This window comes from Coxiella endosymbiont of Ornithodoros maritimus (genome assembly GCF_907164965.1).
GTDB lineage: Bacteria > Pseudomonadota > Gammaproteobacteria > Coxiellales > Coxiellaceae > Coxiella.
Map to the genome: position 1 here is coordinate 1 of NZ_CAJRAM010000055.1, position 13584 is coordinate 13584.

Genomic DNA, 13584 nt, shown 5'->3' on the forward strand with positions numbered 1-13584 from the left:
TTTTCTTAGCCTTTTAGCCGGAATTCTCGTGGCTTCGGCCGTGAAAGCCCTCGATTCTTTGTCTGTCGGTAGGCAGCCTACGCACGGAAATCACGGGTTTTACCTTTTTTAGTCTTGGTAAGGATAGGAACTCGATATATCAATCCCTCAACATCTCACTTACAGTCCTCACATCACTGGGAGCGACTTCATGTATTTTTCGTAAACGGCGTTTACGCTTTTGCGATTTTTTCGTCAATATGTGGTTATGATTTGACGCTGCCCGTTTAATTTTACCAGAACTTGTAACTTTAAATCGCTTCACGGCTCCGCGATTACTCTTTAATTTCGGCATGATCTTCTCTCTTCGTTTTATTACCTTCACCTTTAGGCTTCATAATCACCATCGTCATCTGGCGACCTTCCAGCCTAGGCTCCTGTTCAATAACAATAACAATACTAATGACATTCCTTAAATCGCGCTTCACGCGACCTAATAACTCTAAACCCAATTGACGGTGCTGCATTTCGCGTCCCCGAAAACGCAAGCTGACTTTTACTTTATCGCCGCGATCCAAAAAGGTAGCAATCTTACGCAATTTAACTTGATAGTCGCCCACATCCGTTCCAGGACGGAATTTGACTTCTTTAATATGGACCAAGCGCTGCTTTTTCTTCTGGGCCACTTTTCGTTTGCTTTGCTCAAATTGGTATTTACCAAAATTCATGATACGACAAACGGGCGGCTTAGCAGTGGGAGAAATTTCTACCAAGTCTAATCCAGCTTCTTCGGCCATCGTTAAGGCGCGATCAGTTCTCACAACCCCTACTTGCTCACCCTTTTCGTCAATCAACCGCACTTCAGAAACGCGGATTTGGTTATTGACGCGTGTTCGTTTTGATCTGATATTTTATCTCCTCTTAAACAAAATCTTACCTTCTTATCTAACTCTCCCCACCAACGGGGAGCGGAGGGCTTGGGCTGACGACTTTCTGGTACGCTGACTAATTTCCACTTTCAATCGACGAGCAAATTCTTCTAGCGTTATCGTGGTCGATGCCTCGTCTTCTAAAGCACGCACGCTTAAGGTTTTATCAGCTACTTCACGATCACCGATCGAAACCAGATAAGGCACACGCGCAATAGTATGTTCGCGGATTTTAAAGCCGATTTTCTCATTTCTCAAGTCCGAATGCGCTCTAATTTCCAGATTTTGAAGATTTTCTACAGTTCGGCCCACACAATCCGCCTGTCGATCGGTAATATTCATAACCACGACCTGCACGGGCGCCAACCATAAGGGTAATTTACCAGCATATTCTTCCAACAAAATCGCTAAAAACCGCTCAAAAGACCCTAAGATGGCGCGATGAATCACGACAGGGGGCCTTTTAGATCCGTCTTCCGCAATATAATGCGCCCCTAAGCGTTCCGGTACGGAGAAATCAACTTGAACTGTCCCACATTGCCATATTCGCCCCAAAGAATCGCGCAAAGAAAATTCAATTTTAGGTCCATAAAAAGCCCCTTCCCCCGGCAAAATATCCCATTCGACGCCTTTGCGGTTCAAAGCTTCCGCAAGCACTTGCTCGGCTTTACTCCACACTTCGTTGCTGCCCACTCGTTTTTCAGGGCGTGTGGAAAGCTTGTGGATAACCTCAGTAAACCCAAAATCCGCATACACTTCGTGTAATTGATCAATGAAGGCCGATACTTCGGATTGAATTTGATCCTCCGTACAGAAAATATGCGCATCATCTTGCACAAACCCACGCAATCGCATTAAACCGTGCAGCGTGCCCGAAGGCTCATTGCGATGACAAGCACCAAATTCAGCGTAGCGAAGTGGGAGATCGCGATAGCTTTTAACGCCTTGATTGAATATTTGGACGTGGGCCGGACAACTCATTGGCTTAATAACATATTGCTGGGGTTCCAACAGTAAACTGAAAATATCATCGCCAAATTTTTCCAAATGCCCCGATTTATCCCAAAGGCTAGCGTTAATTAATTGTGGCGTATGAACCTCTTGATAGCCGTATTTATGCGTAATGTGACGAATGTATTCTCTCATTTGCAGGATAATACTCCAACCCTTAGGATGCCAAAACACGTTTCCCGGGGACTCTTGCTGGAAATGAAATAAATCCATTTTTTTAGCTAGTAAACGATGATCCCGTTTTTCCGCCTCTTCCAGCCTGTAAAGGTAAGCATTTAATGCTTTAGTATCTGCCCATGCGGTTCCATAAATGCGCTGTAACATTTCATTATTACTATTGCCTCGCCAATAAGCACCCGCTAATTTTGTTAATTTAAACGCTTTTAACATTCCGGTACGAGGCACATGCGGACCTCGGCATAAGTCAATAAAATCACCTTGTTGATAAGCCGTCAATATTTCTTCTTTTGGAATGTCGCGAATAATTTCGACTTTATAACGTTCACCCATTTTTTTAAACAGCGTTAATCCTTCATTACGACTTAACACCCTTCGTTTAACCGCTAAATCCGCTTTAGCCAGCGATCGCATTTTTTCTTCAATCTTTTCAAGATCCTCGGGGGTAAAAGAGCGTTCAAAGGCGAAGTCGTAGTAAAAGCCGTCTTCCACTACCGGGCCTATGGTTACCTCTGCTTTCGGGAATAATTCTTTTACCGCATGAGCTAAAAGATGAGCTGCGGAGTGGCGGATAAGCTCCAACCCTTCCAGGTCTTTCTCCGTGATAATCCGAAGAGACACATCTTCATCAATAATGAAAGAAACATCGACAAGACGATCATCGATTTTGCCCGCCAACGCGGCTTTTGCAAGCGAAGTTCCAATGGATTCCACCACTACCTGAACGGACACCGGCTTTGAAAATCGTTTAACACTGCCATCCGGCAGTTGAATCGTTGGCATTGCGAACCACCCCTTCAAAGAGCACATGATAGTAACATCCCACTATCAATTTGACAATTTGGGGGTGGGGTGGAATCATAAGCGTCAAAACTTATGAGTGATTTTATGAAATTTAACTCCTTTGCTTTCATCTTTGTCAATGCCCGGTTTTGATCCTAAAACAAATATCAGTACGATGGAAAAAGAAGGGTCCTGTTTTAAAGCGATCGGCATTGATATGAATCATAAAAGAACAAGCGATTGAAGTAGCTCATCAATTACATCACGAAAGCTATCAAATGATCGAGCTTTGTGGCGACTTTGATCCTAATTGGATCAGTAACATTGAAGAAGCTCTAGGGAATAGCATCCCAGTGGGCGGCGCTTTTTATGGTCCTGAATTTCAAAAGTCGCTCGTTAATTTATTTCTCTGAAAATCATTAACTCCACAAATCCAATTGTACGGCAGAAGGCATTTTTCGCTTCAAACTTTGAGTATCCAGCACGGGGGCTGGATGCGAATTTAATCCAAATTCTTTACAGGCCCCGTAAAAACGTTTTTCTAATAAATCAGCAAACACCCCTTCTCCACGCATACCCCGACCAAAGGTCACATCGTACACTTTACCCCCCGAGCATTTGACGAATGATGTTCATCACATAGTTCGCCCGCTCGGGAAACGCTGTTCCAACTACTCTTTGAATAAATCTTTTACTTCTCATAAGGCAAACGGATTAAAGTGTAACTGGCGTGTCGCGCTCCGGCCTCACAGGTTGCTTTCAAGATATTTTCCAATTCCATATCATTAATCATGGATATCATCGGCGCTGTCATTACACGCACAAAAATGCCTCGTGTTGTTAAATTGGAAATAGTACGTAATCATGGCTTTTGACGTAGAGGTACGCGGTTCTAATATTTGTTTCAATTTATTCCTAAGGCGTAGTCACGCTAACTACCACACTCATTAATCAACGATTCTCCATCTCTTCCAAAATATCTAGATCACATTCGATCATCGAACTTTTGGTAATAATCACCACAGGATGGTTATGTTGCTTTAAGACTTCCAAAATACTACGAGTCACTTTTAATTTCCTTTCGACAAGTTGGTAAGGATCTGTATTCGCCACTAAAATAATAGGTTTACAGACATACTTGGATTTAGTTTATAAAAAATTCTTGTTTAAAAATCTAAACCAGCAGACATATTCATGTACGCATGACTCGGTCGCGCATAACGATAAATGCAGCCATGTTCACAGCCGTGGTAAGGATTAATTGATTGTTCAAAACCAACATCGAGCGAATCATTGCACGTAATAACTGTTTTCGCTTGATATTTAAATAAAACGGTTTCTAAGGGCGGCAATAATTCTTTTTCGGCATTGCTTTCCCATCCGTCATCAAATTTCTCATAATTCTCTTTTTCAAACCGTCCTTCTGGATTGCTGATAGCACCTCTATTTTTAACAATCATATTTTCCCCAACCTGTCAGTTAATGTACGTGCCGATATAATAATTCTTTAGCGGCTCGCAAACTGCTCGAATAAGCGCCCTAAACCGTTGAAAACATTTCTTTATTGGTTGCTTCCCCTGCAAAGAATAATTTATCCTCGATAGGAGAAGCCAACTCGTCAAAACAATCGGGTGAGCTTTCTTTCGGTAAAAAAGAATAAGTCCCTCAAGAATACGGATCACCGCGCTATTGAGTAACAGTAATATTTGATGGCTCGATAAAATGATTTTCATATATTTTTTTCAATGGAGATAGGGCAAAGTGATCGCATTGTTGTTTATTTGATTTTTCAATGGTTTCTGCCAAACTGCTGCCCACTAATCCTACGAGAAAAGGCACATCCATTAACTTCTGATACTTTACGCAAAACGCAACGCTTCGTTGGTTAGCTGGCAAATATCGCAAGCTAAGCGCTTCCTTTTTCCAAAAACAATCAGGAAATTCGAATTATTTTATTTAAAAGAGGGGAATCCATTTACATTATTTCATTTTGTTTACGTGTGGGGAGTGCGAGAGAAAAAATGACTTTTCCTTTTTGTAATACCCCAATGGGAAGGGCAACAATAACGGCTTTTGCATAAGCTTTTGCATAATAAGCCCGATGATTAGTGATTACTTAGACATGATCATCCGAGTATCCGAGTAATTCACATTACTAAGGGGCGATTCCAACACAATTCTGAGGTTTCTGTACTAAAGAATCGATCACATGATCGTATCCACCTAAAAGATAGGATTGACCACTTTCTTGAAGCGCTTGTTGAAAAATATAAGTAGAAAAATTATCAATGTCGGCTCCCGTCCAACCGCTGATAAGGTAAGCTATCCAGTTGTTTACTGATTCTTTCTGATCTAATTCAGTTTCAGTGGAAAAAAGTCTTTTTCCTAGTATTTCCTTTACACTTTTCCCATAACAGATTGATACTTAATTATTTTAAAAAAAATGATTAATAAACTTTTTCAACTCTTCTAGCTGAATAAAAGAAATGCTCTTCAGACTTCGTTAACATCCCACTGTAAGGAAGGGTTTTAAGCTTGAGCTTTTCTAAGGTTTTCACCAACGCATTTGACCCAAATCATGCACCTAGCCTACCCTAAATCAAGAGGAAAAGCGTGACTGCGGTCTGTATAGATACGTCCGCCAATCCGATTTCTAGCTTCTAATATAATAATATCAAAACCGGCATCAAAAAGTTGACTGGCTGCCGAAAGACTACTAATATCAGCTCCGATGATTAGGGAATCAAAGATTCGTCTATCCTTTTTAAATTCAGAGCCAACCATACTTCAGCATCATCGATAGGTATTATTTCAGCGGAATGAAAACAGGCCGCGCCAATAATCGCTATGCGCACACCCAATCCACACCGCTCTCCCTCCTGCGTGCATTTTTTTATATCGTGCCAAACCGCAGGCGCAAAGATCGATAATTTTTTGATTTAAAAACAGTTTTTTTACTATCTCGCTATACTATTATTTATAGAACCAATCAAAGGAGGAATCGTTATGCGAGTGAAGGAAATTATGTCTAAAAAACCAGTTTATTTACCCCCTACGAGCAGTGTGAAAGAAGCTGCGAAGAAAATGGAGCAATTGGATTGCGGATTCATCCCCGTCGAATAAAATGATAAATTAATTGGAACTGTCACCGACAGAGACATCGTTCTACAGGCTGCCGCTCAAGTAAAAGATCCTGAGGACACAGCCTTGCGTGATGTTATGAGCGAAGATGTCGAATATTGTTATGAAAACGATGGCTTGGATGAGGCCATCAAACAAATGGAAAAAAAGCAAATCCATCGACTGATTGTGCCCAACGATAGAAAGACAATGTCTGGGATCTTATCCCTCAGCTATATTGCGAGAAGATCTCAAGATAATGATTTTTGCGCACAAGCTGTTGAAGGAATTCTCGAAGATAAAAAAATGGACCTCTTAGTCGATAAAGATGCCCCGTCGACATGGGCCACCGGGTGTTTTCTTAAATTTAATTGCATTATCTATTGAATCCAAAATCAATACCCCCTTATTGTAGCTCTCTCGTTTATCCCTCATCATCCCGTGAAAACGGGCTCCATTGGGAGTCTATTGCTGTGGATATGTTTTTATTAATCATTGACTGCATCGCCTTGGGCATCGGCGCTGGACTTATTTACGGCGTTTTTGGTGGCGGGTCTGGTTTAGTGATGACACCCGGGTTTTATTATGTATTGCATCACTTTGAACTTGCCCAAGGCTATCAAATGCAAATAGCAATCGCTACGACGGCCGCCGTCAGCGCTTTATTGGGAATATCGGCCACGCGAGTGCAATGGCAAAATAACCTTATTGATTTAAGTATTTTTAAAAAAATTTTTTCAGGGTTATCAGTAGGCACCCTTCTAGCCATTATTTTACTGAATATTACTCCCAGCTCTTATCTCAAACGCCTATTCGGATTGGTGGTAATATTGGTCGCCGTCTGGCTGGGATTTTATCATCAAGACCGCGACACTAAAACCTGGTCTTTATTCTCTTTTTTCAATCGAATAATGACGACGATTATCGGCCTACTCTGGTTTTTATTGGGTGTTGCTGTTTTCACGGTCCTTTATTTGCATAAATGCGGTGTCAATCTTTGGCGCGCGATCGGGTGTGCAACCTTAACAAGCACTGTGTTTTCAGCCATTGCTGCTTTGTTGTTGATGACCACAGGTTTTTAAAAGTCGGGATTTCCGGTAATCACATTGGGTTTGTGAATATTCCGTTATCCATTATTGCGCTCATTCCCAGCGCTTTAGCGGCTCATTGGGGTTCAAAACTTAGCGTGAAATTACCTAAATTTCATTTGAAAATAGTTTATGCCGGTTTATTATGCGTAGTGGGAGTTTTAATATTGTGCTGATTGCCGTGTTTGCTATCAAGTTTTTGCACTAATTTTTCTATTTTATACAATACATTAACCAAATGTTCCAAGCAAAATTCAAAAGCGTGGATATTAATAATTCGATAAGCGGAGCCTTTCGATTCTGATAAGGACTGGATTATTTTTTCTATGCTCCCATAAAGCTCTTCCTTTGAAAGAAGTATCACTGTCGGCACTTGTTTTGAGCAAATTGCATGAATGAAATCGAACAAATCAACTATCTGTTGGTTAAGCTTAATAATATCTTGATTTTGAAAAAAATCATGAAATTGAATGGACTCCGTAAGCATGGTTTGTCGCAACATGTAAATGCTTCGTAATAATTTCCCTTCTAACAAGAAAATAGCTTGATAGGTAAGCCGATATTTCTTAACGCTAGGGTCTTCGTTTACAGCTTCTTGCAACAAGGTATGTTGTTTAAATACATCCGTAATAATATTGTTTTCAATCTTTTCCTGTTCAGCCAGTGATTCCTGCGTTAATTTATAGGTTACGAACAATTCATAAAGCGCCTGAAATTGTTTTATAGTGTTCGCGATCCTGAAACGAAGGAGTTTTTTAGCATGGACCGGAAATATAAAGCGGGTCACCAAAATAGCAATAACAATTCCAAGAGATATCTCCAATGTGCGATCCAAGGCCGTTTTTAATGTGGGTGTTCGGGCATCCAATACCATGACCATGGTCGTAGCGCCCAGCAAACCAAATTGGCTAATATTACTAGAGCTGCTAGCCAGATAAGAAAAAACAACTAACAATAATATCAATAAAACATGAATGATTGTAGGTTGATCTCCCAACAGATAGAGCGACCCAGCCGCCAAAAGAGCGCCGATAAGAGTCCCCAGCAAACAGAAATAAGACTTCTGTATCGTCCCCCCAATCCGGATAGTTGTTGCCATGACCACCACGATGGTGATCAGCACCCACTGTGGCATTGATAAATGCAATAATTCGCCGATGACAAGGCCGATCAAACAGGCAACCGCTGTCTTAAAACTCGCAATAACGCGTTTTTTTGAAATATTTTTTAATTTAATATTCAATGTGTTATAGAATGTGCTCATACGAGGGATGATAGGCGACTCATCAAGAAAAGTCGAGCTTAGCTCCTTTACCCGTACCTAGAGTGGAACTATCTCGGCATCCCTGTACTTCCTCAGTCACTTCGTTAAATGTATCGTACTCTTCGACTCCCTTCTCCTATATGGAAAACTTCATTTTTAGTAAAGGGAATGGCGCTAAACTGGTTAAGTCATTAATATCAGGCACTTTTTTCTGATTCTCAGGACTATCCCCAAAGAATAGCGAATGGCCATTGATATGAGAACCAGCGGAATAAAAGGATATGACTACTTTTTTGCGAGAACGGTAAAGAGGACTCATACGTTTCCTCAATTGAATATGAATATATTTAGTGGCTGAACTTCAACACCCCTTTTTAAAATAAAACAAGCAAAACAAAGCTTAATTTTTTATTAATGATCGGCTCGCTCAGGCTTTTAACTTGACTAAGTTTAAAAAACTATAAGACAATTCATAAAAATTAAACTCTGAAAAGTATGGAGAATGCGAACGCAATCAGAATCAACATTAGATGAGGTTATTGGGGCTATCTGTCGCATATCAGACCTTTCTTCCGCCTTTTCCTTAATACCTGCCGAAAAAAGTTCATTTCATAGTTGCCCACCTCCTTACCCACTGCTTAATTATTTTTCAAGGTTTAAAGCGATAAAAAATCCAAAGACTCATAAATACGTCGCAGAGTGGGATGTTTTTATTCACGCTTTTATCCTAAATTAGAAGAGCCGAAGAAATTAAAGAAAAAAAGAACATTACAATTACTCGAAGCAACGTCTATCGTCTCTTTGGTATTGCATTAATGGTTTCAGCGAAATATTTAGATGATTATCATCTTACAAACAAACCTTTGGTTGATTTTGTCGGGGTTTCCTTAGAAAAATTAAATGAACTAGAAGCTGATTTTTTATTTTTGATCGATTTTTCACTTTTTATTACAGAACACCTTTATTACGAAACCTAAGCAAAATTTAATCAGCCACATCTTTTCTTTAAAGAAGTTGACAATATCATTTCAAACTCGTTTTTTGCAATCCCACTTTCTCTTGTTCAAAACTATAATCTTTTTAAAGAGGAAACTCATCTTCTTTTTAATTTTTTACCATCAAACCTACAACATCTCATGCGAAAGCATTATCCTTTTACCGATGGATATCAAAATTCTCTTTACAAATCGCTCCTGCCATCTTTCTTTCAGTTAATATGGTATCATCGCAATAATCCTCATTATTTACTTTTTTTATTCGTTGAAATACTTACTTATTGTTATCAAACTTCACTTGTTTATCAACAGGTCACTTCGTTATTTATTCAAAGCTGCACGAATACAGAGAGTTTGAAACAATTATTTTCTCATTCACAAATTACGCTCACTATTGAAGACGTTGTTTTTTCCTCTGTAAAAGGAGGACCGGCAATAAAATCAGGCTCGCAACGCTCGTACGCAAGACGACAAAAAGCGAAGGTAAAATAGACCCCGGAGCGTCTTTAATAAAAGGGAAAGTTAATCCCTACAGTAATGTAATAAAAAAGGGCAAGATGCGCCCTTACTGAAAGTTTCATCGAAGTAGTCTAAGATAGAACGCCCATAGCCCCTAATTTCGCTTCGCCATACGGGCTACTTGAATCTTTAGTATTCTAACTCAATTTGGTCTTTCCCGTATAATTTACTCAGTTCACTTAATAAGTTATCGCTCACTTTCACTCTCCAAGCCTCGCCTAAAACTAATTCGGCAACCGCTGCTTTGCTTTGATAAGCAACGGCCACTGGACATCGTCCGCCGACATAGGGCTTAATCAGTGGAGGTAATTCCGTTAAAAGCTGGTCTACCTCGTCCTCAGCCTCTAGCCGAATAAGCAGCCGTTTTACCATCTGTTCTCGGAACTTATCCAGCGTTAATAACATATCGGCCACCATTTTCTTACCACCCGTGTAATCATCTTTGCCAACCGTTCCACGGATGACTAAAATCGCATGGTCGTTTAAATCGGCAATGACCTGTTGGTATAGATCGTTAAACAGCGTGACATCAATCTTTCCCGTTTGATCTTCAAGAGACAAAATCGCCATCCGCTTACCACTGCGCGTTGTAATCGTACGTATACCCATCATCATTCCTGCGATAACAACTGAATTTTTTTCTGAAAGCGATAAATGATTGATGGGTACAGCGCCCACTGCTTTCATCTCTTTGATACAAGCTTGCAAAGGATGACCACTCACATACAATCCTAACGTTTCTTTTTCTCCTCGCAAACGATCGCTATCGTTCCACTCTGGCACTTCCGTATAATCTTCGTCGATCCCCTTAACTGCTTCACCAAATAAATCGTGTTGGCCTAAGATCATATTCCGATTTCTTTGCTCGGCTGCTTGGAAGGCTTTGGTTAACGATTCAAATAAAGATGCACGTGAAACGCCAAAAGTATCCATTGCGCCTGAACGAATTAATGGCTCTACAGTACGACGGTTTACTTTACGTAAATCTACACGAGAACAAAAATTAAAGAGCCCTTTAAACTCACCTTCAGCTTTGCGGCAAGCAACTATATTCATAGCGGCGGCTTCACCCACGCCTTTTATCGCCCCTAAACCATAAACAATTTGACCTTCAGTACTTACCGTAAAAGGATAATGACTCCAATTAATATTCGGCGGCAACAGCTCCAAATTCATGTCACGGCATTCATTAATAAATCCAACCACTTTATCCGTATTATCCATATCCGACGATAAAACAGCCGCCATAAACTCCGCCGAATAATGCGCTTTTAGCCACGCCGTTTGATAAGCAATCAACGCATAAGCCGCTGAGTGCGATTTGTTAAATCCATAGCCCGAAAATTTTTCCATTAAGTCGAAAATTTGATTTGCCAACGCTTCCTTTAGACCCCGCGCTTTCGTACCCTCAAGAAAAACAGCACGCTGTTTTGCCATTTCTTCGGGTTTCTTCTTTCCCATGGCATAGCGCAAAACATCCGCGGCGCCCAAAGAATAACCCGCCAACACCTGCGCAATTTGCATGACTTGCTCTTGGTAAAGAATCACCCCATAAGTGGTGCCTAATATAGGTTCTAACGCAGGGTGAAGAAAATGGACTGACTGCTCTCCGTGTTTGCAAGCAATAAACGTTTCCACCATACCCGACTGCAAAGGGCCGGGTCGGAATAAAGCAACCAATGCCATAATATCGGCAAAATTATCCGGCTGCAGCCGCCGAATTAATTCTTTCATGCCTCGAGACTCTAACTGAAATACAGCGGTTGTGGCACAGCTTTTTAAAAGCGCATACGTTTTTGGATCATCCAGTGGAATCGTGCCAATATCAAGTTCTATTTCATTTTGAATTTTACGTTTGGCATTAATATGTTGGACTGCCCAATTAATAATGGTTAATGTTCGCAAGCCTAAAAAATCGAATTTAACTAAACCGACGGCCTCTACATCATCTTTATCAAATTGCGTAACCACATGATCGCTAGCGGGTTCAGAATAAAGCGGAACAAAATCCGTTAATTTAGTAGGAGCAATCACAACACCTCCAGCGTGTTTGCCGGCATTCCGCGTCAGTCCTTCTAGCTTCATTGCAAGGTCAATAAGATTTTTAACCTCTTCATCTTCCTCGTAGCGTTTAGCCAGCACTTCTTCTTGCTCAAGCGCCTTTTCCAACGTCACGCCTAATTCAAAGGGAACTAATTTTGCGATTTTATCCACATAACCGTAAGGCAATCCCAAAACACGGCCGACATCGCGCAACACGGCGCGCGCTGCCATCGTGCCATAAGTAATAATTTGTGCGACCGCTTCCTGACCATAACGTTTAGCCACGTAATCGATAACGCGATCGCGGCCCTCCATACAAAAATCGATATCAAAGTCAGGCATTGAAACACGTTCCAAATTCAAAAAGCGTTCAAACAACAAATCATGTTCTAAAGGGTCAAGTTCTGTTATTCCCAGCGAATAAGCTACCAAAGAACCCGCACCAGAACCTCGCCCCGGACCTACCGGAATATGATGTTGCTTTGCCCACGCGATAAAATCAGCCACAATTAAAAAATAACTGGCAAATCCCATTTTTGTGATCACCGTTATTTCGGTTTCTAAACGTTCCTCGTAATCTTTGCAGGTTAAATTATTTTTTATTTCTAATCCAACTAAACGGTGGGTTAAACCTTGTTTGGCTTGAGCGCGAAAATAATCTTCTACTTTCAAATTGGCAGGGACAGAAAACTTAGGTAAAAAAACTTCGCCCAACGACAAAGGAACGCTGCAACGTTTAGCAATTTCTACTGTGTTTTCTAATGCTTCTGGAATATCCAAAAAAAGCGCTCTCATTTCTTCAGCACTTTTAAAGTATTGTTGATCGCTATACTCGAGAGGGCGATTGAGATCTTGTAAAAGATAACCTTGATGAATACATACCCGCGCTTCATGCGCTTTAAAATCACTCTGCGACAAAAAACACACCTCATTCGTAGCTACGACAGGTACGCGATGTTTTAGTGATAATTCAATGACTGAATGGATATACTCCTCTTCTTGGTCCCGTCGGGTACGCTGTAATTCTAAGTAAAAGCGACCGGGAAAATACTTTATCCAACGCCTTAATCGTTCCTCCGCCAATGACAAGCGACGCTGTAACAATGCCTGTCCAACGTCCCCTCGACGAGCGCCAGACAAAATAATTAATCCTTCCTTGGCTTGCACCAACCATTCGGACTGAATTAATACGTGATCGCGCTGTTGTCCCTCCACGTAAGCGCGGGATAATAACTGAATGAGGTGACGAAAACCAATTCGGTTTTGGCACAAAGCCGTGAATCGAAAGATATCATCGCCTGCAGTTAATAGTAATTCCGATCCAATAATAGGCTTTATTCCTTTGTTTATTGCCTGACGATAAAATTTAACAAGCGCAAAAAGATTAACTTCATCGGTTAAAGCAACAGCCGGCATTTTTAAATCCACAGCGCGCTGCAATAATTGATCGATGCGTACGACACTGTCCACAATAGAATATTCACTATGAATTTTTAAGTGGACAAAAGAAATTGTCAATTTACAAACTCCTCTTTATTTCTTTAAGCATGGTCACTCACAACCCTAGTCATTCCCGCACTTTGCCATCACCCACTTTGTCAACCTGTCGTCCCCGCCCCCTGTCATTCCTGCGCGGGCAGGGGATTGTGAGTTTCCATCATGATATAAATAGCGTT

General features: G+C 40.9%; 7 protein-coding genes and 7 pseudogenes. 5 read left to right on the forward strand and 9 right to left on the reverse strand.

The genetic code is table 11. The annotated features are described in order from the left end of the window. Window positions 1–139: 139 nt before the first annotated feature. From rpmI to thrS, 3 genes are read right to left on the reverse strand one after another with little or no spacing between them, the layout of a single operon-like run. A complete protein-coding gene (rpmI, locus tag OWO34_RS05915; RefSeq protein ID WP_267256876.1) occupies window positions 140–334 on the reverse strand; it encodes a 50S ribosomal protein L35 in 195 nt (64 codons plus the stop codon). Next, the gene (gene infC, locus OWO34_RS05920) at window positions 315–887 is read right to left on the reverse strand and encodes a translation initiation factor IF-3 (protein WP_267256882.1); all 573 of its coding nucleotides are present in this window, start codon (window positions 885–887) and stop codon (window positions 315–317) included. The genes rpmI and infC overlap by 20 nt, the downstream gene beginning before the upstream one ends. Window positions 888–920: 33 nt before the next feature. Continuing rightward, window positions 921–2879 (reverse strand): threonine--tRNA ligase, encoded by a 1959-nt coding sequence (gene thrS / locus OWO34_RS05925; RefSeq protein ID WP_267256877.1) that lies wholly within the window; start codon window positions 2877–2879, stop codon window positions 921–923. Between the two features lie 139 nt (window positions 2880–3018). Here thrS and OWO34_RS05930 point away from each other — a divergent pair. Next, window positions 3019–3292: pseudogene (locus tag OWO34_RS05930) on the forward strand (DUF6506 family protein). 6 nt (window positions 3293–3298) lie between these two features. On the opposite strand, the pseudogene OWO34_RS05935 reads toward OWO34_RS05930, so the two are convergent. The 3 genes and pseudogenes from OWO34_RS05935 to OWO34_RS05945 all read right to left on the reverse strand — a co-directional run bounded on the left by OWO34_RS05935 (window position 3299) and on the right by OWO34_RS05945 (window position 5663). Further along, window positions 3299–4339: pseudogene (locus OWO34_RS05935) on the reverse strand (PA0069 family radical SAM protein). A gap of 226 nt (window positions 4340–4565) precedes the next feature. Next, window positions 4566–4784 carry a hypothetical protein gene (locus OWO34_RS05940; RefSeq protein WP_267256878.1) on the reverse strand — a complete coding sequence of 73 codons (219 nt, stop codon included), beginning with the start codon at window positions 4782–4784 and terminating at the stop codon, window positions 4566–4568. Between the two features lie 684 nt (window positions 4785–5468). After that, window positions 5469–5663, reverse strand: a complete 195-nt coding sequence (locus OWO34_RS05945) for an FAD-dependent oxidoreductase (protein ID WP_267256879.1) — start codon at window positions 5661–5663, stop codon at window positions 5469–5471. 240 nt (window positions 5664–5903) lie between these two features. Here OWO34_RS05945 and OWO34_RS05950 point away from each other — a divergent pair. The 3 pseudogenes from OWO34_RS05950 to OWO34_RS05960 all read left to right on the forward strand — a co-directional run. Then, window positions 5904–6305: pseudogene (locus OWO34_RS05950) on the forward strand (CBS domain-containing protein); the annotation flags it as partial. Between the two features lie 77 nt (window positions 6306–6382). Further along, window positions 6383–6491 (forward strand): annotated as a pseudogene (locus OWO34_RS05955) (hypothetical protein). Then, window positions 6473–7263, forward strand: a pseudogene (locus tag OWO34_RS05960) (sulfite exporter TauE/SafE family protein). The pseudogenes OWO34_RS05955 and OWO34_RS05960 overlap by 19 nt, the downstream one beginning before the upstream one ends. On the opposite strand, the gene OWO34_RS05965 reads toward OWO34_RS05960, so the two are convergent. Then, the gene (locus OWO34_RS05965) at window positions 7218–8351 is read right to left on the reverse strand and encodes an FUSC family protein (RefSeq protein ID WP_267256880.1); all 1134 of its coding nucleotides are present in this window, start codon (window positions 8349–8351) and stop codon (window positions 7218–7220) included. The pseudogene OWO34_RS05960 and the gene OWO34_RS05965 overlap by 46 nt on opposite strands. A gap of 502 nt (window positions 8352–8853) precedes the next feature. Between OWO34_RS05965 and OWO34_RS05970 the strand changes: the two are divergent. Next, window positions 8854–9760, forward strand: a pseudogene (locus OWO34_RS05970) (cyclin); the annotation flags it as partial. On the opposite strand, the pseudogene OWO34_RS05975 reads toward OWO34_RS05970, so the two are convergent. Together OWO34_RS05975 and dnaE are read right to left on the reverse strand one after the other, a co-directional pair. Next, window positions 9753–9927, reverse strand: a pseudogene (locus OWO34_RS05975) (DMT family transporter); the annotation flags it as partial. The pseudogenes OWO34_RS05970 and OWO34_RS05975 overlap by 8 nt on opposite strands. Before the next feature lie 67 nt (window positions 9928–9994). Next, window positions 9995–13426, reverse strand: a complete 3432-nt coding sequence (gene dnaE, locus OWO34_RS05980) for a DNA polymerase III subunit alpha (RefSeq protein WP_267256881.1) — start codon at window positions 13424–13426, stop codon at window positions 9995–9997. Window positions 13427–13584: the final 158 nt, after the last annotated feature.